20 protein-coding genes are annotated in these 24311 nt (G+C 51.8%); 5 read left to right on the top strand and 15 right to left on the bottom strand.

The window, feature by feature from the left end:
- Positions 1 to 2 precede the first annotated feature (2 nt).
- The gene (locus tag ACO0LM_RS09545; RefSeq protein ID WP_423036479.1) at positions 3 to 1238 is read right to left on the bottom strand and encodes an efflux RND transporter periplasmic adaptor subunit; all 1236 of its coding nucleotides are present in this window, start codon (positions 1236 to 1238) and stop codon (positions 3 to 5) included.
- 225 nt (positions 1239 to 1463) lie between these two features.
- Here ACO0LM_RS09545 and ACO0LM_RS09540 point away from each other — a divergent pair, with 225 nt between their 5' ends.
- The 4 genes from ACO0LM_RS09540 (at position 1464) to ACO0LM_RS09525 (ending at position 4731) form a co-directional block, all read left to right on the top strand.
- On the top strand, positions 1464 to 2063 hold the full coding sequence (locus ACO0LM_RS09540; RefSeq protein ID WP_423036477.1) for a hypothetical protein: 600 nt from the start codon (positions 1464 to 1466) through the stop codon (positions 2061 to 2063).
- Between the two features lie 248 nt (positions 2064 to 2311).
- Positions 2312 to 3343: a Leu/Phe/Val dehydrogenase gene (locus ACO0LM_RS09535; protein ID WP_423036475.1), complete on the top strand. Its 1032-nt coding sequence runs from the start codon at positions 2312 to 2314 to the stop codon at positions 3341 to 3343.
- Between the two features lie 251 nt (positions 3344 to 3594).
- Positions 3595 to 4101 (top strand): DinB family protein, encoded by a 507-nt coding sequence (locus ACO0LM_RS09530; RefSeq protein WP_423036473.1) that lies wholly within the window; start codon positions 3595 to 3597, stop codon positions 4099 to 4101.
- Between the two features lie 105 nt (positions 4102 to 4206).
- On the top strand, positions 4207 to 4731 hold the full coding sequence (locus ACO0LM_RS09525; protein WP_422985335.1) for a GNAT family N-acetyltransferase: 525 nt from the start codon (positions 4207 to 4209) through the stop codon (positions 4729 to 4731).
- Between the two features lie 86 nt (positions 4732 to 4817).
- Here the strand turns inward: ACO0LM_RS09525 and ACO0LM_RS09520 are convergent, their stop codons facing one another.
- Together ACO0LM_RS09520 and ACO0LM_RS09515 are read right to left on the bottom strand one after the other, a co-directional pair.
- Complete coding sequence (locus ACO0LM_RS09520; RefSeq protein ID WP_423036471.1) at positions 4818 to 6698, bottom strand: sensor domain-containing diguanylate cyclase; 1881 nt, start codon at positions 6696 to 6698, stop codon at positions 4818 to 4820.
- Between the two features lie 185 nt (positions 6699 to 6883).
- Positions 6884 to 7825 carry a polysaccharide deacetylase family protein gene (locus tag ACO0LM_RS09515; protein ID WP_423036469.1) on the bottom strand — a complete coding sequence of 314 codons (942 nt, stop codon included), beginning with the start codon at positions 7823 to 7825 and terminating at the stop codon, positions 6884 to 6886.
- A gap of 243 nt (positions 7826 to 8068) precedes the next feature.
- On the opposite strand from ACO0LM_RS09515, the gene ACO0LM_RS09510 reads away from it, so the two are divergent.
- On the top strand, positions 8069 to 8842 hold the full coding sequence (locus tag ACO0LM_RS09510) for a VOC family protein (RefSeq protein WP_423036467.1): 774 nt from the start codon (positions 8069 to 8071) through the stop codon (positions 8840 to 8842).
- A gap of 51 nt (positions 8843 to 8893) precedes the next feature.
- Here the strand turns inward: ACO0LM_RS09510 and ACO0LM_RS09505 are convergent, their stop codons facing one another.
- The 12 genes from ACO0LM_RS09505 to ACO0LM_RS09450 form a co-directional block, all read right to left on the bottom strand.
- Positions 8894 to 9565 carry an aspartate/glutamate racemase family protein gene (locus ACO0LM_RS09505; RefSeq protein ID WP_423036465.1) on the bottom strand — a complete coding sequence of 224 codons (672 nt, stop codon included), beginning with the start codon at positions 9563 to 9565 and terminating at the stop codon, positions 8894 to 8896.
- 14 nt (positions 9566 to 9579) lie between these two features.
- Positions 9580 to 10059: an SRPBCC family protein gene (locus tag ACO0LM_RS09500; RefSeq protein ID WP_423036463.1), complete on the bottom strand. Its 480-nt coding sequence runs from the start codon at positions 10057 to 10059 to the stop codon at positions 9580 to 9582.
- The gene (locus ACO0LM_RS09495) at positions 10052 to 10390 is read right to left on the bottom strand and encodes an ArsR/SmtB family transcription factor (RefSeq protein ID WP_423036461.1); all 339 of its coding nucleotides are present in this window, start codon (positions 10388 to 10390) and stop codon (positions 10052 to 10054) included. The genes ACO0LM_RS09500 and ACO0LM_RS09495 overlap by 8 nt, the downstream gene beginning before the upstream one ends.
- Before the next feature lie 84 nt (positions 10391 to 10474).
- Entirely contained in the window at positions 10475 to 11164 is a 690-nt protein-coding gene (locus ACO0LM_RS09490; RefSeq protein ID WP_423036459.1) for a hypothetical protein, read from the bottom strand.
- Positions 11165 to 11505: 341 nt separating this feature from the next.
- Positions 11506 to 12900, bottom strand: coding sequence for a dicarboxylate/amino acid:cation symporter (locus ACO0LM_RS09485; protein ID WP_423036457.1), 1395 nt, complete (start codon positions 12898 to 12900; stop codon positions 11506 to 11508).
- A 142-nt stretch (positions 12901 to 13042) separates the two neighbouring features.
- Positions 13043 to 14245 (bottom strand): acyltransferase family protein, encoded by a 1203-nt coding sequence (locus ACO0LM_RS09480; RefSeq protein ID WP_423036455.1) that lies wholly within the window; start codon positions 14243 to 14245, stop codon positions 13043 to 13045.
- Positions 14242 to 15111 (bottom strand): hypothetical protein, encoded by an 870-nt coding sequence (locus ACO0LM_RS09475; protein ID WP_423036453.1) that lies wholly within the window; start codon positions 15109 to 15111, stop codon positions 14242 to 14244. Before ACO0LM_RS09475 ends, ACO0LM_RS09480 begins: the two co-directional genes overlap by 4 nt.
- Positions 15112 to 16060: 949 nt before the next feature.
- Entirely contained in the window at positions 16061 to 19165 is a 3105-nt protein-coding gene (locus tag ACO0LM_RS09470) for a prolyl oligopeptidase family serine peptidase (protein ID WP_423036451.1), read from the bottom strand.
- A gap of 286 nt (positions 19166 to 19451) precedes the next feature.
- Positions 19452 to 20222 carry a hypothetical protein gene (locus tag ACO0LM_RS09465; protein WP_423036449.1) on the bottom strand — a complete coding sequence of 257 codons (771 nt, stop codon included), beginning with the start codon at positions 20220 to 20222 and terminating at the stop codon, positions 19452 to 19454.
- A gap of 102 nt (positions 20223 to 20324) precedes the next feature.
- Entirely contained in the window at positions 20325 to 20903 is a 579-nt protein-coding gene (locus ACO0LM_RS09460) for a 3'-5' exonuclease (RefSeq protein ID WP_422985361.1), read from the bottom strand.
- 263 nt (positions 20904 to 21166) lie between these two features.
- Positions 21167 to 21439, bottom strand: coding sequence for a hypothetical protein (locus ACO0LM_RS09455; protein WP_423036447.1), 273 nt, complete (start codon positions 21437 to 21439; stop codon positions 21167 to 21169).
- Positions 21432 to 23915, bottom strand: a complete 2484-nt coding sequence (locus ACO0LM_RS09450; protein ID WP_423036445.1) for an EAL domain-containing protein — start codon at positions 23913 to 23915, stop codon at positions 21432 to 21434. Before ACO0LM_RS09450 ends, ACO0LM_RS09455 begins: the two co-directional genes overlap by 8 nt.
- Positions 23916 to 24311 lie beyond the last annotated feature (396 nt).

Here is a 24311-nt window from a genome sequence, read left to right as displayed (position 1 = left end):
GCTTATTTCCCGGCTGGTGGCGTGGATGCTGTGGCTGAAGCTGACGTGGGGGCTGCGGTTGCAGCAGTTGCAGCGCTTGCAGTGGGGACATTCGAAGCAACGGATGCAATCATCTGCACCTTTTGCCCGTCTATCAGGGTGGATACCGGATTACGTACCACCTTGTCACCGTTGACCAAGCCGCTACGGACTTCAAAATCGCCACGGCGCGGATCGCGCTCACCAATGGTCAGGCTGACTTTCTTCAGCAAGCCATCCTTGACGCGCCAGGCATAGGCCTTGTCACCATCCCGCAACAGGGCGGTACTCTTGATCATCAGCGTCTGGCTGGTACCAGTCTCAACCCGCCCTTCGGCATACAGGCCAGACACGCGTGGTGGATTGCTGTCAGCAAATGCTACCAGCACTTCAACCTGTCTGGTGGTGGCATTTGCCGCCATATCGACACGCTTGACCTTGCCAGTAAAACCTTGATTACCATAACCATTGACGCGGAAGCTGACCATTTGCCCGATCTTGACATTGTTGACCTTGTCGGCAGACAGCAAACCTTCAAAACGCATGCTGGTCGGGTCTATCACTTTCACCAGTTCCTTGCCGATCTGGGCAGTATCACCGGCAGACACCTTGCGTTCGCTGACGACACCGTCAAACGGTGCCCTGACCTCGGTACGTTGCAATTGCTGCCTGGCCTGCACAGAACGCGCCTTGGCCGCGACCAGGTCACTCTGGGTATTATTGCGACGGATTTCTGCATCTTCCAGTAATTGCGTCGATGTCATGCCCGAGGCGCGCAGGGTTTTCAGGCGCTGGAACTGACGTTCTGCCTGTTCCAGTGTCTGTGCCGATGCGCGCGCTGCTTCTTCCGCCGAATTCAGACTGTCGCGGATGGAAGTATCATCCAGCCGCACCAGTAAATCACCACGTTTGACTGTCTCGCCATTTTCTTTCAGTACCTGCAAGACCACGGTCGATAATTCGGAGCGCAAATCTGCCTTGCGTTCAGGCTGTATCGAACCGGTAATCACCGGGCCGGAAGACAGGGCACTGTTTTGTATAGGCTGCAAATCCTCTTCCGTCACCAGCAAGGGTTTGTCCAATGCTTTGGCAGCTTTTGCCTGATCTGATTCTTTGCTGTCTTTATTCCCTTTGCTACAGGCACTCAAAGCCAGGGCCAGGGATAAGACAATCAGACTGGGTCGCATAAGACTGGGTCGCAGAAGACTGGGTCGCAACATGGTGAATCTCCGTATAATCATGGGAATAAGGCGGTAGGAATCTGATTTGTAACAAAAAGTTCCAATATGCTACGCAGTATCCATGAGCAGGCCATGCGATGTCAATCACGCATCACCGTCTGAATTTCCCGCAAGAAATACTTGGAACTGAGCCCGGTACTTCTTGCAATGTTGTCGCAAGTCCGGTAGGCTGCGCCCTCTTTCGCGTTCATCCTGCTGCTTATTGTGCCTGTATCTGCATCACCCGCTGCTGCACCTGTCTTACTGATCGTCACGGATGTTTTTGGTAATACCCCGGCGATTGCCAGCTTTGCACGGCAATTTCCCTTACCCTGCCTGATTGCCTCGCCGTTTAGCGGTGAAACCATACAGTACCCTGCAGAAACCCTGGCCTATCATGCGTTTATCGCCCGGGGTGGGGTTGCCGCCTATGCAGACAGGTTGTCCCAGCTTATTCAGAATCATCAGTCCAGTCTGCGGTATGCCATCGGCTTCAGTGCTGGTGCCAGTGCGCTATGGCTCAATAGCGCGAATCCTGCCATGGCAAATCTGCAACAGGCGATACTGTTTTATGGTTCACGCATACGCGATCACCGTGATATACAACCCGCCTGCCCCCTGCGCCTGATTTTTGCCGAACAGGAAGCGGCCTTTGAGCCGGCAGAACTGGTCAGTGACTTGCGTCAGCGCGGTCATGTGGCAGAATTGGTCAAAGGCAGCAAGCATGGCTTCATGAATCCCTACTCCAGCGGTTTTTGCCTGAAAACCCAGGAACACTATCTGCAAGAGTTGCTTGATCTGACACACGTCAGTGCGGCTGCCTGAATCGCTACCCATAGTTCATAGTCCATAGCCACTTGGCAAGATTGAGTTTCCACCCCTCTTCCCCTATACTGCGCAGCGCGTGACACAATCACCGCCCCACGCTTTTGCTTACACCAACCCGTGATCAAAGGTTCTTTTTATTTGCAGGCCAGTACCAAAAACTTACTCAATTTATTAACTTTTTTGCGGTACGACCGCATCTGCCTGATCAGGCAGATCGCCTGGTTAATCCGCGCGGAGCCATAAGCATGACCGCCTTTGTATTCAATGAAATCAATTTTGACGACCACGAACAAGTCGTGTTCGCATCCGATGCCAAATCCGGCCTGAAAGCCATCATCGCCGTCCACAACACCAACCTCGGCCCTGCCATGGGTGGTTGCCGCATGTGGAATTATGCAGATGAAGCAGAAGCTGTACGCGATGTCTTGCGCCTGTCGCGCGGCATGACCTACAAGAATGCAGTTGCCGGCCTACCTATCGGCGGCGGCAAGAGCGTCATCATCGCCAATCCTAAAACCGACAAGAGCCCGGCCCTGTTTGAAGCCCTGGGTGAAGCCCTGGAGCGCCTGGGCGGCCGTTATGTGACGGCAGAAGATGTCGGCACCAGCCCTGTCGATATGGCCCATGTCGCCAGCAAAACCAATTACGTTGCCGGTCTGGGTGACCGTGGTGATCCATCGCCGTTTACGGCACTGGGTTGCTTTGTCGGTGCCCAGGCTGCAGTAAAACACCATTTCAAGCGTGATAGCTTCGATGGCCTGACCGTGGCACTGCAGGGCCTGGGGCATGTCGGTTATGACTATGCACGCCAGTTGAAAGAAGCCGGTGCCAGACTCATCGTCACCGACATTGATCAGACAGCACTGCAACGCGCTCAGGAAGAACTGGGTGCAGAAGTCGTGGCCATTGATGCCATCTATGATGTGGAAGCCGATATCTATGCCCCTTGCGCCCTGGGTGCCACCCTGAACCCGGACACGCTGTCACGCCTGAAAACCAGGATCGTCGCCGGTGGTGCAAATAATCAACTGGCCACGGCCGACATGGGTGAAATCTGCCGCCAGAAAGGCATACTGTATGCACCTGACTTTGTGATCAATGCCGGTGGCATTATCAAGGTGTGCTACGAATACCTGAACACACCGGAAGACGGCATGGTTGCGCACGTACGCCGCATCGGTGACACCCTGGCAGAAATATTTGCCCGCGCCGATGCCGAAGGCTTGCCCACCAGCGTTGTTGCTGATCGTATTGCGGAAGCGAAGTTCAAGAAATAAAGCTTATCTGCTCATTGCCTGCTTACTGTCTGCTTACTGTCTGCTTGGCGAAACAAAAAACCACCTGATTGAAATCAGGTGGTTTTTTTATTTTCAGCTATGGTAGCGCCTGGTCAATAGCGATGGCCATGGCTGCCCACATACAAATAACACCACCCCGTGTATCTCTCTCAATTGCAAAGATCTGTATCTATTTCCCTTGTCTTAAACAGCTTATTCTGGTTGCTGACTCAAAAAAACGGAGCAAAGCAATGACCGCATTATCGAATAGTCGCATGCTGACCCACTACAAAGCCTGGGCAGATGACAAGATGTTTTCCATGCTGAGTGCCTTGCCAGAGGAAGAGTTATTGCGTCCCAGAGCGACGCGCTTTGGCAATATGCTGCACACCATGAATCACATCCATGTGATCGATGACGTGTTTCGTGCGCATTTACTGGGGCAGCAGCATGGCTATCAGGATCGCAATACGGCCAGCACCCCACCCTTGCATGAGCTGTGGAATGCCGTAAAAAATATGGATCAGTGGTACCGGGATTTTACGCAAGAACTTAGTGAGGCTGACCTGGAACGCGTCATCCATTTCAATTTTATCGGTGGTGGCCAGGGTGTCATGAGTTGCCAGGAAATGCTGCTGCACGTCGTCAATCATTCCACTTACCACCGCGGTTTTGTCGGCGACATGATGTACCAGGCTGGCGTCATGCCGCAATCCAGCGACCTTACCGTGTTTGTCAGGGATGTGCTGCGTGCCTGAGGATTTGCTTATTTCCTGGTAAAGCATGTAGGGACATCCGGGCGCTTGAAACCGCCGACGTTCAGGTTTACACTTGATCGCCTGTCCATCAGAACTGATCAAACCATGACCATACTCACGACTGCACGCCTGCGCCTGGAACCGTTTACTGACAGCCATTTTGAGGGCCTGTCGCGCATGAACAGTGAGCCTGAGGTCATGCGTTACATCACAGGCAAACCGGAAACACCGGAAGAAACCCTGGCGGTCATAGAACGCGTCAAGGGGCGCTGGTTAGAATTCGGCTTTTCCTGGTGGAGCTTTATCGAACTCGACACCAATGAAATCATCGGTGCCGGTTGCATACAATACCTGGGACGCGACCCGGCTAATCCGCTGGAAATAGGCTGGCGCTTGCGCAAGGATAAATGGAATCTGGGTTATGCGTCAGAAGCGGCACAGGCGATGGCGGCATTTGCCTTTGAAACCGTCAAGGGTGATTCCTTATTTGCGGTCTGCCATCAGGAAAACCTGGCATCAGCCCATGTCATGAAAAAACTGGGCATGCAGTATCGCGGCATAGAACGCTGGTACGACATGGATACGGCAGTATATGTGATGCGTCGTGAAGACTGGCTGAATCGCGTCTGACTCATGGCTGACTCATGACTGACTCAAGCCCGACGCACAAACAACTCACAAACAAATTTAACCAAGCCAAATTTAACGGAGCCAAATCACCCATCTACCGCAACGATGATGCGGTTGCGGCCACTTTCCTTGGCCTGATACAAGGCCATGTCGCTGCGTGACAGTGATACGTCGGCATCGATATCGCTGGCCTGCATGACAGCGATGCCGATGCTGACCGTGACAGGGACAATTTGCCCATTTACATTGACAGGAGTCTCGCGCATTTGTTTTTGTATCCTTTGCGCAAACACTGTCGCTTCCGCCACATTCGCCCCAGCCAGGACAACGGCGAATTCTTCGCCACCGACACGACCGGCGTAATCTGTCTTGCGCAGTTCGTCATGCAGGATATTGGCGAAATGTCTTAGCACCAGATCGCCTGCGGCATGGCCATGCGTGTCGTTGATGATCTTAAAATTGTCCAGGTCACACATCAATACCGCAGATGGGTTGCCAGCACCGCGGTGTATGCGGGCCAGTTCTTCTTCCATGCGTCCCATGAAACTGCGTCGGTTAGGGATTTGTGTCAGGAAGTCTATGGTTGCCAGTTCCTGCAATTCCTGCTCTATGCGCTTGTGTTCGGTAACGTCGGTAATAAAACCGTGCCATAAGGTTTCGCCATCTGGCAAGCGCCGTGGACGCGCATCCATCTGACGCCAGCGCATGCCTTGCTGCGGCAGGTTAACACGGTATTCGTGATGCAAATGTTCCAGCCGGTTTGACGACGCCAGGATAGCCGCCCGGTAAGTCGGAAAATCGTCAGGGTGAATGCGCTCATGAATCAAGGCCACGCATTCGTTGATTTGCGCCGGTGTCAATTCATAGATATCGCGTATGCCTTCGCTGACATAGGAAAAACATTCGTCCCCATCCGGCAGCATACGGTATTGATAAGCCAGGCCAGGTACTTCATTGGTCAGACAGGTCACCAGGTCTACACTTTGCTGCAGACGTTCTGACATTGTGCGCATGGCGGTGATATCTGTCGTCGTACCCAGCATACGCAAGGGCTTGCCATCTTCCGCCCGGCTGACCACTTTGCCACGGCTGGATATCCATTTATAACTGCCATCCTTGCAGCGCACGCGGTGTTCAACCGCATAGCTTTCTGTCTCGCCTTCGAAATGCGCCTGCATGCTGGCTTGCACATAGGCCTGGTCTTCCGGATGCAGACGCGTATAACTATCTTCTATGCGGTTGGATACTTCATTGTCAGCATAACCGAGTATGGCTTTCCAGCCGGGTGAATAATGAATTTCACCAGACTGGACATCCCGGTCCCAGATGCCGGTTGCACTGCCTTCTATCGCCAGTGCCATGCGCATCATATTGGCGTGGCTTTTGCGCGAAGCATCGTGCGCAGCCTGTATTTTTTTCTGGTCGGCACGATATTCAACGATGGAGGCAATCATGCCAGGAAGTTCGGCTAGGATTTGTACCGGCAATGCAGTGAATTGATGATTTTCCTGTTGCAGCAGTATAAGCCCGCCCAACAAGGTTTGCCCGGCGCTGCGGACAGACAGGCAAGCTACGGGCAATAACTGCGGCGTAACGGTGCCGCCATGCAAACATGTCTGTTGAAAAACGCCAGCTTCCAGCATGGCATCTGCCCCCAATACGCCCTCTGCCGATTGCCCTAAAAAGGCCAGAATGTCTTGCGCAGTTGAGTGATTAATAATGTTGCAAAGTTCACCCGGGGACAGGCTGGCAGCAAACAATTCGGCAGGCTGGTCTTCACCGGTGCCTGCCAACAGTAGGATCGCCATGCAACCCGCATATTGCTGTTCCAGACTGTCAAGCAACTGTTGCAATAGTTCATCGTAAGGGGTTTTACGTGCAATGCCCGACAAAATGAGACGATACAGCGCCAGCACATGCTGGCTGTCATGTGGCTTGTTATTCTGGCTTTCAAACGAAGTATCCAAGCTGATCAATCTCAGGCATCCATCGTGAGAAATACACTGCACAAGCAGATATTTTGCCAAGCAATAACATCATTGCAAGAATCTGGCTTGACAGTACATTGCATGGTGACAACAGTGTGTTGCACTGTGCCAAGCCATCATATACCAAAGTCAGTTTACATGATGCCTGAGTTCCACCTGTCTCACTACAGACCCTGTTGCTTCAAAGCCTCAATTTCAAAATCGCCATCATCAACCAGCCTTTCCCATCCGGCAAACTTGCCCAGTCCCAAGGTTTTTGCCATGGAGAGTAACAGACTCTGACCTGCCGCCGCACGTTCTGGCATCAGTTGGTACACGGGATCATTCAACGCGACAGTTGGTGTAATAAAGGACCAACCCATGTCGCGGAACTGTTGAATCACATCATCCAGCCACAGTGCGTTGATGAGGTTATGGTGCATCAGCATGACTTGCGCAATATCACGCCCCTGCAATTGCCAGGATAAGGCACGATACGCTTCTGCTCGCTGCCGCACATGGGCAAGATAAGCCCGCTTGATAGGACTAACATCAGCTTGCGGATTTTTCTTCAACACGGCTGTCAGCTTTTCATTTAAACGCCAGTCGCTGGTATCCAGGCTGACATAGGCATTCCTGTAATCGTGCTGTTTTAAAAAACTGCGCATGCCATCACGTTTTTCTGGTGTGTTGCCTTCACGCAAATAAGTATAGCGATACCACTTCTGGTAGCCAGGCAAGGTGCTGATGATCTTGTCGCAATCGAGTATCTCTTGCTGGTATTGGGCCAGACTGACTTTTTCGCTATGCAGATCAGGATGCGTCATGCTGTGGTTGCCTATCGCATGTCCGGCATCGGACCAGGCTTTGGCCAGCGCATAACCGGCGGGTTGATTCGCCCCATTTGCAGCGGTCACAAACAAGGCTGCAGAGACACCATGCCTGGTCAGAGCATCCAGCATGGCTTGATTGCGTTGCTGGGGGCTGAGCTTAGGTGTTTGCTCCAACTGTGGGCCATCATCAAAAGTGAAAGCGACTGTTTGTGCATGGCCATTGCCAGCAAAAAGCAAGAGTGCAGACGCACAGGTATAACTGAACACGGAGAGGTAATGGCGGAATAATTTCATCTGGAATGGACGTATCTGAAGTGCTGATCAAGGACGTAGCATACCATCAGGTTTTTACGTTGCACACGGCAGCATGGTGAGCCAGGCTGTCACTTTGTGTAGCTATCAAATTTCCAGACAGGAATCTACAGATAAATATTCCAATCCTGCATTGGAAGCATATAATTCCGTAAGCTCTACCAGCGCTTCTGCGCCGCTGAAACTGTGTCCACATCCTGCTTCCAACCTGAGGGAGATATCCGCATGAGTATCATCACTTCACACCAACCCGGTGCATTTTGCTGGGTAGAACTTGCTACCAATGATCAAAAGGCCGCCAAGGCATTTTATGGCGAACTTTTCGGCTGGACTGCCAATGACCAGGACATGGGGCCGGAAGGCGTGTACACCATTTTCCAGCTCAAGGAAAATGACGCTGCTGCTGCCTATACCCTGCATGCTGAACGCCAGGCTGGCATACCACCGCACTGGATAATTTATATATCCAGCGAGGATGCGGAAGCAACGTCAAAACGCTGTGCAGAACTGGGTGGGGAAATCGTCATGCCTGCATTTGATGTATTTGACCTGGGCCGCATGGCGGTATTGAAAGACCCCACCGGTGCATTTCATAATATCTGGCAGCCTGGTAAAAACACCGGCATCGGCGTGCAGAATGAGGCCGGAGCCTTTTGCTGGGGCCAGCTCAATAGCAGTGATACGGCAAAGGCAGAAGCGTATTACACGGCCTTGTTTGGCTGGGTTGCCAGCACTGGTACCGGTGGTGGCATGACCTATACGGAATGGCAGCAGAATGGCACGCCCATAGGCGGCATGATGGCCTTGCCGGATGGCGTCATGGCACCCTCACACTGGCTGGCGTATTTCAACGTGGACGACTGTGACGCCGCCGCCGCCAAAGCCCAGGCGCTAGGTGCTGCCACGTATGTAGCGCCCACAGATATTCCCAATACTGGTCGTTTTGCGGTCCTGGCTGACCCGCAAGGTGCTGTGTTTGCGATTTATCAGCAAAGCTAGTCGCATAAAAAACAGATGCAGCCCCAGGAATGATACCCCAGCTTCGCAAGCTTAACGGTGTTGCAAAAAACCGATGGCGCGTGCCACGCCCAGTCTGGGGCTGGACAAGACTGGCTTGTCTATGTCAGACAATGCCAGTGCTGCCGCTGCCATGGATGCCTGTGCCAGGACGATGACATCCACATCGGCAGCCTGCTCAAGCATTTTAATCCTGACTGCCTTGCTGATTGCCTGCACATAGGCATCGCTGTCCCCTTGCAGAAAATGCGCCCATGCATCACTGACCAGCAAGTTGCTGATGCTGACAGGCTTACCCAGAACATGGGCTGACTCCATCAGCAATTCGGTGCTTGGTAACAAGCTGGTTTCCAGTGCAGCTACCAGTAAAATACGCGGCCCCAATGTGGCGGCACTGTCAGCCATGGCACGATCTATTCTGGCGGTCTGAAAACCCGTATGCCCGGCCATACGCTCTGCCACAGCACCTATGCTAGAACATGTACACACGACCATGCGTGCACCACTGGCAGCGGCCTCTTGCATCGCATGCTCTACATCCCTGATCACACTCACATCTGCAAGCCCCAGTTGCTGGGCAGCTGTCAACAAGGATGGGATTACCTGATGATGCACCTTCAGTCCCGGTGCCATTTCCTGCACCAGGGCTTCAAAGCTGGCACCATGCACTGGCGAGGTATGTAAAAAAGCGAGCTCGTGCTGCATACAGCCGGTTTCCATCAATTGAGTTTTTTCATGTGGGCGACCAGTTGATCGAGCGCGGTTCCCCACCCCTGATGAAATCCCATGTCCATATGTTTTTGTTTGTCTTCTGCATTTTTATGCAGGACGACCGCCCTGTATTTGGTACCCGCATCATGCGCTTCAAATGTGATGATAGCCGTCATGAAGGAATTACCGGTAGGACGAAAACCAGGGCCCAGGGTATCGGTGAATACCAGCTTCTGACCAGGAATGACTTCGAGGTAACAGCCCGTATTGTCATGATCAACACCTTCGGGTGAACGCATTACCGTACGAAAGATGCCGCCAGCTTTCAGTTCAATTTCACAGTCTACGGTTTTCCAGGGTGCTGGCGTGAACCATTCAAGCAAATGCGCAGGGGTAGTCCAGGCAGCCCAGACCAGCGATGGCGGGATATCGACTATTCTTTCCAGCACCAGATCGAATTTGTTTTCTTCTGTAATGACTTCAGACATCGTGTTTCTCCTTTATCTTGTTCAGATAGTGATCAAGTTGATTAAAGCGGCTTTCCCAATCGCTACGCTGTTGGGATAGCCAAATCTCGGCCTCTTTCAAAGTCTGTGGTGCCAGTTGATACGTTCTGACCCTGCCTTTTTTTTCCGACATCACCAGACCAGAATCTTCAAGTACCCGCAAATGCTGGGTAAACGATGGCAACGCCATGTCGAAATTCTGCGCCAGTTCGCTCACCGCGGCCGGCCCACGGCACAGACGTGCCAGTACGGCGCGCCGGGTAGTATCACCGAGGGCAGAAAATAGTTGGTCGAGTTGCGTGTTGATTTGCATGTCGGGTTACATAGGATGAGCAGACATGCTCATCAATATAGCCCAGATTAATACTTAGGTAAATACCTTTGTATTGAATTTGACTTATTGTGCGATTTTTTCTTCCGGCCGCAAATGCTTCAGGCTTTGATCAAAGATATCTTGCAAATACTTATAACGTGGCGACAGGTAAATATAAACCGGCTTCATAAACAGGTCTTGCAGAAAATAACTCTCTGCCGCCTGATGGTAGTCTTCAAGAACCTTGCGCGCCATGGACTTGGTCATGATGCAGGCATCACCCAATTTTCTCAACACCATGGTGGCACAATCCTGTTCCGAGTTGACTGCGATCAATTGTTCCACTTCCTTGTGTGCTGCAATAGCAGCATTGCCGCGCACATAAAATACTTTGTGCCTGCTCAGGTCATTCAGGGATTTGACGATGAGTGTCTTATCGTGGGTCAGCACACTAAAGCTCAGTTGCCCCAAAGCTGTAGGCACGCGAATCGCCGTAGGTGCCATATTTTGAAATTCTTCAAACCGTGGCAATTCGCCGGCGGTTTCACCATCCTGCAACATCTTGATGGCCCGACCGGATGGATAAGCTGCCAGGCTGCACACCAAGCCATGTTGATGACAGAGTTTTTCCAACAGGCGCTTGCTATCTGCAAAGGCTTCACCGGCTTCGCTAAGAGAAGAAGAAAAATGCAAAACCTCGCGCTCCCTGGTCTGCTGGCGGGAACGCACATCAGTACAGGCAAAAAACAAAAGCAACAAAAGAATTGCACGCACGATCGACGGCTTTCAAATGAAACCTGGCACTTCGTCTGGTATATCAAGAGTTTATAGAATTCATTCCATGTCTGGAATGAATTCTATAAAGATAAAGACGGAGATTATGAAACCAGCTCAGTTTCAGTATTTAACAATACCTGGCGACTGACAAGCCCTACTTGAGAAAATGTTGCAGTGCAGATGCAGAGCAGCAATTTCTGCATAAAATATTACTACTCTGACATACCAAATCAATCATTTTCTTTGATCGACAATATGTTTGCAGCTATGGCCACCGTCTTGCATCTCCGCTGCCATCAGGCGGGGGAAGAAGTGCCCCCCTGCTCAGGCAAACGGGATTAATGTGCGGCCAGTGCTGCCGGTTCTGCCTCCAGCGCCTCTGCCGTGCGCTCAGCATTGTAAAGTTCCAGGTTCAGCAAACCCAGGCGCTTGGCGACGATGGTCGGCACCAGGGCCTGACCGGCGACATTGACGGCGGTACGCCCCATATCGATGATCGGTTCCACGGCAAGCAGCAGGCCCACGCCTTCAAGCGGCAAGCCAACGGTAGACAGAGTCAGCGTCAACATCACGGTTGCACCGGTCGTGCCCGCAGTTGCGGTAGAGCCAAGTACGGACACCAGGGCAATCAATCCCAATTGCGTAACATCGAGATGCAAGCCATAAAATTGCGCAATAAAAATAGCCGAGATCGCCGGATAAATCGAGGCACAGCCATCCATCTTGGTGGTCGCCCCCAAGGGTACCGCAAAAGCTGCGTATTCACGCGGCACGCCCAGATAACGCTCGGTGACACGTTCAGTCAGCGGCATGGTGCCCATGGATGAACGAGAAACAAATCCCAGTTGCACTGCCGGCCAGACACCACTGAAATACTGGCGCACTGACAGCCCATGCAGGCGCACCAGCACCGGATACACAATAAACAGTACCAGCAGCAAACCGACATACACAGATGCACTGAAACTGGCGAGTGAACCCAGCGCATCCCAGCCGTAACTGGCGACTGCATCCCCCAACAATGCCAGTGTGCCTATCGGCGCCAGGCGTATGATCCACCATAATATTTTCTGCACCACACCACCAACTGCATCCACCAGACGCAGCAAGGGTTCTGCACGCTCACCAATCTTGATTGCCGCAATACCCACGGCAATGGAAATCACCAGTAACTGCAAGACGTTGAAACCAAGCTGTGTGCTGGCGACCGCCTTCTCACCCACCAGCTTGACTGAACTACTGGCTGTCATACCCAGGATATTCCCTGGCAACAGTTGATTTAAAAAGGCCCACCAGGAACCTGTTCGGGCTGGCGCACCGGCCTTGGCTGCATCGACCACGGCACCGGCACCAGGGTTAGCCAGCAGGCCAATCGCCAGACCGATGGCAACCGCAATAAAAGCCGTAATGGCAAACCAGATCAAGGTTTGTGTTGCCAGTTGTGCCGCATTTTGCAAGCGGCGCAGATTGGCGATACTGCTGACTACTGCCGTCAGAATCAAGGGGGGAATCATCAGCTTCAACAAGCCGACATAGGCATTGCCGACCGCCCCCAGCGCAACCTGTAACCAGTTCGCTTCCGCCCCTTGTGTTCCCATGTTACGCGCCACCAGGCCAACCACTATCCCGGCGACCAGGCCAACCACGATCTGCGGCCCAAAAGATTTCCACCAGCGCGCGCCATGCCCACTGGGTAATGTCGGTGTAGCGGTCTTGTTAGTTGAAGATTGCATATCCTTATTACCTACCCTTCCAAGCTTGTATATTGATGACTACATCATGCACCAAAGCCGCTGCTATTAGAACTCATTTCGTAATAGAAGCACATGCGTTTACCTCATAACGCGAGGCTGGATGAATGGGGCATGGGGACTCTTATTGAGCTCCCAGGTTTGAATGCATTGCTTCGGCGTCCGGACCAGCGGTGGTTTTTTTCGTACTACCATTTAAAAAACGTCCCATAAAACGGTGACGAATAAGCAAATGATAACTGAGCAAACAAAACAATGTCGTCAGCAAGATATTGCAAATCATTCTTCCAATGGCGCCAAACGGGCTGTGATATAACAAAATACCAAATCCCATCGTTCCCAGCATATGTACCAGATAGACCCAGTAAGAACTGTCGGCCATGTAAGTGAGCACGCGATTCCGGCCTGGCAGATAGCGCAGGAATAAACCAATCAGGGCAAAACTCCAGAGCCAGCTGACGCCATTATATAAATACGCCATCGCCCACTGCAGACCATAGCCGGTCGACTCTGCACTGCCAAAACTTTTACTCAGTTTCAAAAACAGGAAGAATACAGGCAGGCCGGCAATCAGATAAAGCCAGCTCTTACGCGTAAAATTTTCCAGTATCTCGCTCTGATAACGATCGAGGAAAATTCCAAATGTGAAAAACAGGCCGCTATGTATAAACTCTGCAATGTCAGGCAAGAACGAGCCCAGCGGTATCACCATACCGTTTCGATAAAAACCGCCCGCCACAGCCAGTGGCAAGCTCAGCAAGAGTATGCCCCACCAGTTCGTGCCAAGTATTTTCCAGCTCCTGGCCAAGCCTTCCTGCCAGCCCGAAGGTATATTGGCAGACAAGCGCAGCAACAAGGCATACACCAGGCAATACAAAAACAAATAATAGATGAACCACAAATGCAGCAGCGATACTTTGGCCCGGCCCGGAATTTGCGGGATCAGGCTAAAGTCCACACCTATTGTTCCATACGCATTCAAATGTGCATACACTGCCATCAGCAAAGCCATGCCAATAAACAGCACAGGCCAGAACAACATAAAAGGCCACACCAGCTTGCGCACCCGTTGCTGCAACATAGCGGCGATTCCACGTCTGGCAACCAGCATGGCCACAAAAAAACCTGCCAATATGAAAAACACCGGCATGCGAAACGCGTGGATAAAAACAATCAACAAATCTGCCAGCAAACTGGTCTGACTATCACGCCATGGGGTAGGTGCGGGACTCTCCATGTAATTGACCGACACATGTACCACAATGCCCAGCCACATCATGATGGCTCTGAGATTATCGAGAGAATGCAGACGTTGATTTGTATTCATAGTTTTCTGCTCTCAAGGCTTAGGGGCTGTTGTAAACGATACATCCAGTCACTCTCACTGTTCCTGGCATCGTTCAGCAATTGTTGTGGGCTGCGTCCTGAAATATCTTTGCAATCCCGTATCAGGTGAGATTGATCGGCATACCCCTGGGTACTTGCATGTTCAGCCCAATTCGGTGCATGCCCCTGCGCCAGGCCAAGCAAGACCTGGTGATGGCTGCGTTTGGCGCGCCATAATCGGGATAAACCCAATAAAGGCAAACCCGCTTCCTTTCTGGCCCGTCTTTGTACCTGACGCGCACCTACACCAAACAAACTGCAACTCAGGCGCAGGCTCAGATTCTGGCCCATTTTGCGCAAGCGCGACCATGGGTTGGCATACAAAGGGCTGGCATATTGCATCACATGACATTCAATAAGCTGACGCCGCTCTGCATCATCGCTTGCCAAGGCAACCGCTTCCAGCAAAGCCAGGCCTTGCGAATTCATACTTGCCCGGGCATCGACAAAACGGTCTTGCACTGTCGACAAATCCAGTTCAAACAAGGCATGAAAGGCATCTGCATAAAACACCGCCATAAAACTATGCCGCTCACCGATATTCATGGAAACCCCATACTGGCTTTGGCAGCCAGCCAGGAATAGTTGCGGCAAACGCTGATCACGCTTGGCTTTGCCTTGCTGCATGAGGCAAAGCTCACCTTCCAGCATCCAGGTGATGCAACAAAACGGCGAGGCAGGGAAGCGATTCAACTGATCTTGTTCATCCAAACCACAACCACGGGTATCCCGCACCACATACATCAACACATGCTCAGCCACCTGCCCACTGGCCGGCCAGATATGCGTTTGCGCTTGGGGATTCATGTCAGTTTTATGCATGCTGTGGATGCTACCCGCTTCATTGTCGGATGTATTGTACGTTTACGACATTTTTCGACTTTTTTAGGAGTCAGTATTTTATTTGCAAGATTTTTGCTGGAAATCCATACTGCTCAAATTGGATTATTGCGTCGGTATGTGATCAAGAAGGATGGTGCTTGCACTGACGTTTAATGTCATGGCAAGGAAGCTGCTGCTGTTGCTGTTGCTTTGGACTTTAATCCGCTTGGGACGATGTAATTTGTGCGTCACAGAAAATGGAAAAAGAAGATCCGATGTTTGAGCGAAGCGAGTTGCGGATCTTCCCATTTTTTGTGACGCACAAATTATGCTGAAGCGCAGCGTAAGCACCCGAAGGGCGAGTCTGCGGTCGCCTTTCTTTGATTCCGTTCTTTGGCGAAGCAAAGAAAGGAATTCGGCCGCCGGGCCGAGACCCGGCCTGGTTCCACGAAGGGCAATTTCTTAATCAAAGTACGACATGCAACGAATGCCGCTGGAGCGCAGCCCGGTGGCCTCCTGCCCATACGCAGGAGAGAGAAAATGACGAATACGTGTTTGATAAGCACAGTGTTGGGCTGATAAAGCGTAGCCCAACCTACAGCTGGAGCGTAGCGCAAGCACCCGAAGGGCAAGTCTGCGGTCGTCTTTCTTTGATTCCGTTCTTTGGCGAAGCAAAGAAAGGAATTCGGCCGCCGGGCCGAGACCCGGCTTGTATCCACGAAGGGCAATCGTTTTATTTAACGACGAAGGTATGCAACAAACGCCGCTGAAGCGCCAGCCCGGTGGAGCGACGATAATTTGATTGCCGTTTATCGATTGAGCCCCATCCCCATCCCAACCTTCCCCTTGAAGGGGAAGGGGTTAAAACATCCAACGCATCCATTGCACAACTTCAATCGCAACGGGTAATGCCAGCATAAGCGCACTACGCTGACTACTCAGCCTTCGCCCCCACAGGCTTGAACTGCCCCATCACATCCCTCTTCCCCCGCTCCAGATAAGGCACTGGTTTATCCATCCATTCCGGACGCGGGCTACCCAACAAATAATGGTCAAAGAATTCCGCCATGTGCACGGTGTAATATTTCATGTTGTCGCGCTCTTTCAAACCATGTTTTTCACCGTTGAAGTTAAACCAGTAAGCTTCCTTGCCGAGTTGACGCAAGGCGGTGAAAAATTCTATGGCCTGGTACCACGGCACTGCATCGTCATCATCATTATGGATGGTCAGATACGGCGTCTGTACTTTGTCGATATGGAATATCGGTGAATTTTCTATGTATTCTGCGGTCTTGTTCCAGGGCGCACCACCCATGCGGCTTTGCTGCTTTTCATACTGGAAGGCGCGGCTCATGCCGGTACCCCAGCGTATGCCCCCATAACCACTGATCATGTTTGCCATGGATGCACCAGCTTCCACCGCGCGGAACATAGTGGTTTGCGTGATCAGGTAATTGATCTGGTAAGCACCCCAGCTATGTCCCTGTATGCCGACACGCTTGGGATCAACATAGCCTTGCGCCAGCACTTTTTGTACCGCCGGTATCACGGCGTTATAGGCGCTCTTGCCTGGATGGCCGGTCTTGTAAACGATATCCGGGCGCAGCACGATATAGCCATTGCTCAGATAACGGCTGACATTGATATTTTGACTCGGTGCAGGTGGGACATAACGATACAGATTGTCCGACATGTTTTCGTAGATGTAGACCATCATCGGATATTTTTTTGCCGGATCAAAATTCTCAGGTTTGGCCAGCAAGGCTTTCAGCTTCTTGCCATCCAGGCTGGTATATTCAATCATCTCTTGCTTGCCCCAGTTGTAGTGGGCCTGCTGCGGATTGGCATTGCTGATTTTTTGTGGCGACTGCAAGCGCAGGTTGCTGGCCCACAGATCCGGAAACTCGACAAAGCTCTGTTGCGTGAACAAGACTGTATCGGCGTTTTTAGCTTTGATCAGGCCTGAGATCATCTTGTCCGCATGAATCAGTTTGACGGGTTCACCTGATTTGGGATTTTGCTGATAATAGCCAGTAGAGCGGTCGCCGTCATTGGTGGCAGCCAGTATCCATGATTCTGTTGGCAATGCCTTGGCTTCTGCCACCGGTGATGGTTCTTCTGCTGGTGGTTTTTTCTCTGCATCCACAGGTACATAACGCAGTTCAAGCTGGTGCTTGCGACCATAACCGGCGCTCAGGTTACGGCTGGACTGGGTTTGTGGATGTACTTCCCATAGGTCGAACTGGTCATACAGAACGACGCTGGCATCATCTTCGGTCCAGCCCGCAAAGCCATAGGCATCCTTGACTTCTGGTGTGTCGCGTTTAACATCTTCAAAGCGCGCCTTGATTTTTCCTGTCAAATTGGTCTTGCTGCCATCGGCGGTGGACCAACTGAACCAGGTACTGATATTGGCATCAAAAGCCAGCACATATTTTCCAGCGGGTGACAGGCTGGGCACATAGCGCAATTTTTGCACCAGCAGGCGTGCCTGCCCGGTTTGCAAATCCACTGCGTAGGCGTCGTGATACAGCGCATCCCAGGATTGCTGCATCTTGTAAGGCACATCACTGGCGCCCATGGCAAAACGCGGATTGTCATTCACCAGCACATCCGGGATGGTTTTATTGGCGAGCTGGACGAAACGTTGCTCACCTGTATGAAACACGGCTTTGTAGCTGCGCTGTTTTTCTTTTTCTGCCTTGACCTTTTGCATGGATTGCAGCTCGGGGTCTTTCCAGTGCCAGAGGTCAACCTTGAATGGCTCCGGCGCATCCTTGGGTTCTGCTTTTGCCAATTCTGCCGTGCCAAAGAACAGGCGTTGGCCATCCTTGCTGAAACTCAGGCTGGCATGTTCACTGGGCAGCCAGCCCGCCGGCATCCCTGATGTGTCTGCAGTGACGATGGCTTTGGCTTCGGTATCACCGGCACGCCAGTAATACAGCTTGAAAGCGGTGATTTCTTTATCTGTCTTATCTGCTTTATCTACCCTATCTGCCGTATCTGCCTTATCAGCATCAGCATTTTTCTTGCCCGCCTTGTCGGTTTCAGCACGCTTCCTGGCGACGTCATCACGATTACTGACAAAGGCCAGCTGGCGTCCCACCTCATCAAAGCGCAGGTGCTTGTAGCTGCCTGCACCAGCCATGATATAGCGCGCAGTGGTTTCTTGCGGGCTGACGAGGTAAACACCTTCGCGCGCACCTTCTTTGGCAGCATCCTTGGTCAGCACATTAAAGACCAGCAACTCACCATTCTTGGACCAGGTGAAATCTGCCACATCCTTGTAGGCAGTGCGCTTGCCATTGGCAACGTCAATCAATAGAAATTCTGTGCCAGATTCTTTTTTCTTGGCAGCAGCAGCCGCAATTGCGGCGGCGGCCTGCTGATCATCGTCGTCATCCTTGGCAGCCGCTGCTTCTGCTTCTTTTTTTGTATCTTTCTTTAAGTCTTTCGGTGCTTCCAGCAAAACCGCGAGAAAATTGCCGCCTTCTTCCGGCCAGGCAAAACGCTTGACCTTGTCTATGCTTTCCACTTTGCCGGTGGACAGGTCCATCATGCCCAAACCGGATTTAGGCAAGTCGTCGCCCTTCTTTTTTTCTTTCTTTGCCTTGTCCAGCTCTACCCTGGTTGGTGCAATCGCAAACGCCAGGTAACGACCATCTGCGCTGAATGCTGGCGTAGTACCACGCGGCGCACGCCACTCACGGCCATCCTTGAGATTCCTGACCACGACTTCGCCATCCGACTCCTGTCCAACCAATGCATAGGCTGCCCAGTTGCCGTCACGGCTGAGTACATGGCCCTGTATGCTGCGCCAGTTGGCATACACATCATGGGTGATCACTTTTTTTGCAGATACTGGTGTCGCGCTGCCAGTCGCAGCAGCTTCTGTCTGCAAGGCAGCCGCATGGACCGTCGGGGTATGCATACCAAAGCTCAGGCCTATCAGCAATGCGATGGCACAAAGCTGGCGTGCTGAAGATGGGATGGATGGCATATCAGAAAATGACAAAAGACGCGGATGCACGATGTTCACTGAGAAAACCTTTCTTCTTGTTTTGTTGATGGTACTTGGTGTTAATTAGGTACTACTTAGAACGTGTTTACGATCTTACTGCGCGGGCGTGATCGGGGCTCATGCGCTGCTCAAAATGCTCATGGTCTTAAGTACATTCCGCTTTTTGCGCTGCGCTTTTGTTACCCTTACCCCGCTGACGCTCGCTCGCTACAGATCGTAAACACGTTCTTAAATTAATGACATGTGCAGGCAGGACCAAGGCTGCCTGCGCAAAAAAAATATATTATCCTGTTTATTTTGCGCTTCAGGATTGCAGTTGCAAAATTTTTGTCACGCGCATCTCGCCTTTTTCGCCAGCACCTGAGCCACTGGTGTGGGTTTCTTTTTTTACAACGATGAGGCGGTCACCGCTCAGGCCATAGACCAGGTCTTCTTCATTTTTAGTTTCGAAACTGATGACGACAAAAGCACGTCCGGAAATAGCCTGATGCATGCGGCTGGCGACGGGCGTGCCGTCGGCAGCAATCCAGATGTCCAGACTGCCTTCAAATTTCTTCACGTACTTGCGTTCTTTTTCTGTCAGCTTGTCGACCGGGATATCGAAGCTCAGCAGACGTGCCGGCTTGCCATTATAGGTTTCTGCCTTTTCGGTTTTGAACACGGCTTTTTCCATTGACCGCGTCAGATTGCCTGCCGCTGAAATCATGGGGCGCAATTCCGAGGCATTCACTTCGCGTATGGCCGCCAGGCTGGGGGTTTTCGCCTTGGGGTCTTTTTCACGTGCGCGTTCTTCCACTTCCAGCCGTGCCAGTAAATCCTTGCCAAACAAGAGCTGCAAGCCACGCGGGCTATCTTCCAGCACGATGCTGACCTGGCCATTCTGTTCTTCCAGCTCCTTGCCTTCGCCCTGACGGCTCCAGGTTTTTGCTTCGACAAGCGCTTTGACCGGCGATTGCCCTGGCAAGCGTGCCAAAGCAGCTTTCAGGTCAGTCAATCCATCGGCCCTCGCTGCAGTAGCGACGGCGCTCAACAGCCAGGCCGCACTCAACACCAGCAACTTCTTTTTTAGCAGCATGAAATCCTCAGGGAATGAATCATGAATCATGAATCATGAATCATGAATCATGAATCATGAATCATGAATCAGCCCAATCTGACCATCGCTGCGCGTAATAGTTCAGCCTTGACGATCAGATAGCCATTTGCGGTAGACCAGCAATGCCACTTGTGCATCATTGGCGGCATACATGATTTGCCTGTCATTCAATTGAGCAGCCCAGTTTGAGGTTGAGGTTTTCTTTGATTTTTGCAGATTCATGCCAAAGAATTTGGCAACTGCCGCCTTGGCACCCATGTCGCGCTGCTTGCTTTCGCGCATGACACGTGCCAGGTCAAGGACATTTTGCGGGGTGATACCCAGCTTGATTTTTAATCTTTTCATATCATCACCCAGACCAAAACCCACTTTCAGTATTACTTTGGATTCCAGCAAGGCGCGCACGGCATCGGTGTTGATGGCTTTCATCACAGGGAACAAATAAGCCCGGGTGTCTGTTGCCAGTTGTATCAGATGGGGGCCATCGGATTGCTGGCCCTTAAAAAAAACCGGCTTGGATTCGGTATCAAAACCCAGCATGTCGGCATCACACATATGTGCATACGCCTGCTCAGCATCGGTTGCTGTCTGTACCAGAAACACGTCGCTGGCCTGTATGCCCGGGTAAGGGGGGAGAGGAATTTCCTGATCTTCTGTCATGCCAGCATGATAAGGGAAATGAGGGAAATGCGGGTATCTGGCTGCCACGCTGGACAAAGCAAAGGGAAAAAATCTGGAAATTCTTTTTATAAAACCACCGCCCCCCTATAAATTAATATATTTTTTATAATTTTCCTGAAAAATACCCGCATGCGCAGTGATAGCGGCAGGCATTCATGACAAAAAATTAATCGTTGGTATGAGCATTGCAAACATGCCAGCCCGTGCCTCTTGCGCTGTTCCGCTTGCCAGCGCGTGTTGACCTAGTCAGATGGCAAGACACCGGCCTCAGGCGGCGCATCTGGCTGATCTGTTTTCAAGGGATCGATGCGGCGTCTGCGTGGCCTGGCGCTGGACAACACTTCGATAATCAGGGCCTGGCCATCGGGCAGGGAAATCGCCAATTTTTCTTGCCCCTCATGGTTGAAATGGTAGACAGTGGCCGTGCCAACGGCAGCCGATTTTTCCAGGGTTGCCAGCATCAGCAAGTCTGGCAATTCCGTTACCTTGCCGGTACGCCAGAGTAGTTTATTCATTGACGTGCTCGCGGAATCGGGTGGTAAAACCGGCAGCATCCATGGGGCGGGCAAAGTAATAGCCCTGCACCTGGCTGCACCCCATTTTGCGCAAGCGTTCGGCCTGCTCTTTCTTTTCCACGCCTTCGGCAACCACGCTCAGGCCCAGGCTCAGTGCCATCGCAATGATGGCACTGGCAATCGCCGCATCGTCCGGGTTTTCATGGATATCATTGATGAAGGATTTATCTATCTTCAGTTCATCAATGGGGAAACGCCGCAAGTACGACAGACTGGAATACCCTGTACCAAAATCATCCAGTGAAATGGACAAGCCCAGGTTTTTCAGCGCACGCAGCGCTACCAGAGTGCTGTTGACATCCTGCATGACCATACTCTCGGTCAGTTCCAATGTGACCTGCGCGGGGTCAGCACCGGTTTCAGTAAAGATGCTGGCAACCCTTTCAGACAAGTCTTCTTGCCGGAACTGCCGGGGCGACATATTGACGGCAATTTTCAGGTCTGCCAAACCGGCTTTCTTCCAGCTCACCTGCTGCCGGCAGGCTTCGGCCAAAACCCATTCACCCAAGGGGATGATCAGGCCGGTTTCTTCTGCCAGTGGAATAAATTCTATAGGGTGTATCAAACCTATCTGCGGGTGATGCCAGCGCACCAGTGCCTCAGCACCAACGATACGGCCACTGGCCAGTTCTATCTTGGGTTGGTAATGTAAGGTAAATTCATGCCGTTCCAGTCCACGGCGCAATGCTCCTTCCATATTCAGACGGCTGATGGCCGTCACCCCCATTTCCGGAATGAACTGGCGCACGCTATTGCGCCCGTGTTCCTTGACACGGTACATGGCAATATCGGCATAGCGCAATAATATCTCGCCGTGATCACCGTCCCTGGGATACAGGGAAATACCGATACTGGCCGTCACAAACACATCTTGGCCATTGATTTCAAACGGACGCGACAAGGCCCCCAGGATTTTTTCGGCAACGACATCGACATCCCCGGTCTCAGGTAAATCGGTCAGGATGACGACAAATTCATCTCCACCCAGACGGGCGACGGTATCGGTTTCGCGTACGCAGTGACTGAGCCTTTGCGCAACCTGCCTCAGCATTTCATCACCGGCACCATGGCCGGAGGCATCGTTGATGAGTTTGAAGTGATCCAGATCAAGCAGCATCAGGCCCACCGACAAATCCTGGCGCTTAGCCCAGGCGATGGCCTGGGTGATACGGTCATTCAATAAATTGCGATTGGCGAGACCGGTCAGGCTGTCATGCGTGGCCTGGTATTCCAGCTCTTTCTGGTAATTGACACGTTCGCTGACATCATTGATGACACTGACAAAATGCGTGGTAGCAGCACCACTGGCATCCTTGACGGGTGAGATGTGCAACTCATTCCAGAACTGTGTGCCGTCCTTGCGGTAATTGCGCAATAGCGCGCAGCCCGCTCTTTTTTCACGCAGGGCAGAACGGATCTCTTGCAAATCAGGCTGCGCCAGATCTTCCCTGACCAGGAAACGCCCTTCCCGCCCTATGACTTCCTGTGCCGAGTAACCAGTGATTTTCTCGAAAGCCGGGTTCACATAGACGATGGAATGATCGCTATCGTCGCTACGGGTGATCATGATGCCATTGCTGCTTGATACCAGTGCCTGTTCGCGCAAGAGCAAAGCCTGTTCGACTTCCTTCAATTGGAATTTACTGTCAGTGATGTCTTGCTTGACTGCGACCAGGTGAGTGATCACCCCATCCGCATTGCACAGCGGGCTGACGACCTGTCTTTCCCAGTAAGTAGTGCCATCCTTGCGATGGCTGAATACCTCGCCCTGCCAATGTTCCCCGACTTTCAGGGCCAGAATAATCCGCATGATTTTTTCATCACCCGAATCACCGGAATTCCAGAACACATGCTGGCCCAGCACTTCATTCAACTGATAACCAGAGATGCGGCAGAAGCTGTCGTTGCCATATTCCATTTCACCTGCGGCATTGGTGATCACCACGGCAAACGGACTTTGCTGCACAGACAACGCCAGCATTTCCATATTGTCTTGTAAATCATGGTGTTCATGGGTGCTGCTGAGGGCGTGAACGGCATGCGCCAGTTCTTTTGCGAAGCGGCTGAGTATGTTGCAGGCATCACTGTTTTCGCTGAGATCAAATTCTGCTCCCACCCGTAAATGTGCCAGGGCATGACCATAATGCTGTAGCGGCAAAACCAGATATTGCGTACCCTCTGCAGGTGGCCTGTCAGCACGAAACCGATAAATCTCTGACTTGTCACCCAGGTCCAGTTCGATTTCAGCGCATAGATACCCGGCACGCTGCACCAGGATGCGACAAAAGCCCCGCAACATCGCAGGCAATTCTGATGAGTACCACAGGCAGTGGGAAATTTCCCCCAGCAATAGATACCACTCTTCGAGTCGATGTGACTCTGCATCCAAAGCATTCGTTTGGTCGACAATAGCCATTGCTGTGCGGTCTCCTGTTCAACACACTGTTTTCCGGACTTACGCAAAACCGCCCCAGCTGCGTTGCAGCTCCTAGCCGTACTGTTCGTACTGCCTTCGTCGCTACGGTGTAGTCGGGGTTTCAGGCAACATGTTGCCTGCCGACGTAACGAACCTCCCCTGCGAGGGAGGTTTCTTTAAGCGACAGCCTTGCTGGGACAATTTTGCGTAAGTCCTATTTTTGGCAAGTAGATTTTTATAACCTGTAGCCAAACGAATTGCAACAAAAACCACCGGCACAAAGCTTCCTATTCATGCTGCAATTGCGTTTAAACAAAGAGAAGGGCTGCATAGATTTTTTAATTACTTTTACCAAAAAGACAATTATTACTCTTTCATTTCTTCAGGTTTTCTCCT

The organism is Undibacterium sp. Di26W (genome assembly GCF_049340265.1).
GTDB lineage: Bacteria > Pseudomonadota > Gammaproteobacteria > Burkholderiales > Burkholderiaceae_D > Undibacterium.
Note: the sequence above shows the minus strand (reverse complement) of the source record. Positions and strands in the feature narration are given on the sequence as shown.

Bases quoted from the DNA above. Each gene is read 5' to 3' on its own strand.
- ACO0LM_RS09545 (WP_423036479.1), bottom strand. From the start codon at position 1,238: ATGTTGCGACCCAGTCTTCTGCGACCCAGTCTTATGCGACCCAGTCTG.
- ACO0LM_RS09535 (WP_423036475.1), top strand. From the start codon at position 2,312: ATGACCGCCTTTGTATTCAATGAAATCAATTTTGACGACCACGAACAA.
- ACO0LM_RS09530 (WP_423036473.1), top strand. From the start codon at position 3,595: ATGACCGCATTATCGAATAGTCGCATGCTGACCCACTACAAAGCCTGG.
- ACO0LM_RS09525 (WP_422985335.1), top strand. From the start codon at position 4,207: ATGACCATACTCACGACTGCACGCCTGCGCCTGGAACCGTTTACTGAC.
- ACO0LM_RS09515 (WP_423036469.1), bottom strand. From the start codon at position 7,825: ATGAAATTATTCCGCCATTACCTCTCCGTGTTCAGTTATACCTGTGCG.
- ACO0LM_RS09510 (WP_423036467.1), top strand. From the start codon at position 8,069: ATGAGTATCATCACTTCACACCAACCCGGTGCATTTTGCTGGGTAGAA.
- ACO0LM_RS09505 (WP_423036465.1), bottom strand. From the start codon at position 9,565: ATGCAGCACGAGCTCGCTTTTTTACATACCTCGCCAGTGCATGGTGCC.
- ACO0LM_RS09500 (WP_423036463.1), bottom strand. From the start codon at position 10,059: ATGTCTGAAGTCATTACAGAAGAAAACAAATTCGATCTGGTGCTGGAA.
- ACO0LM_RS09495 (WP_423036461.1), bottom strand. From the start codon at position 10,390: ATGCAAATCAACACGCAACTCGACCAACTATTTTCTGCCCTCGGTGAT.
- ACO0LM_RS09485 (WP_423036457.1), bottom strand. From the start codon at position 12,900: ATGCAATCTTCAACTAACAAGACCGCTACACCGACATTACCCAGTGGG.
- ACO0LM_RS09480 (WP_423036455.1), bottom strand. From the start codon at position 14,245: ATGAATACAAATCAACGTCTGCATTCTCTCGATAATCTCAGAGCCATC.
- ACO0LM_RS09475 (WP_423036453.1), bottom strand. From the start codon at position 15,111: ATGAATCCCCAAGCGCAAACGCATATCTGGCCGGCCAGTGGGCAGGTG.
- ACO0LM_RS09465 (WP_423036449.1), bottom strand. From the start codon at position 20,222: ATGCTGCTAAAAAAGAAGTTGCTGGTGTTGAGTGCGGCCTGGCTGTTG.
- ACO0LM_RS09460 (WP_422985361.1), bottom strand. From the start codon at position 20,903: ATGACAGAAGATCAGGAAATTCCTCTCCCCCCTTACCCGGGCATACAG.
- ACO0LM_RS09455 (WP_423036447.1), bottom strand. From the start codon at position 21,439: ATGAATAAACTACTCTGGCGTACCGGCAAGGTAACGGAATTGCCAGAC.
- ACO0LM_RS09450 (WP_423036445.1), bottom strand. From the start codon at position 23,915: ATGGCTATTGTCGACCAAACGAATGCTTTGGATGCAGAGTCACATCGA.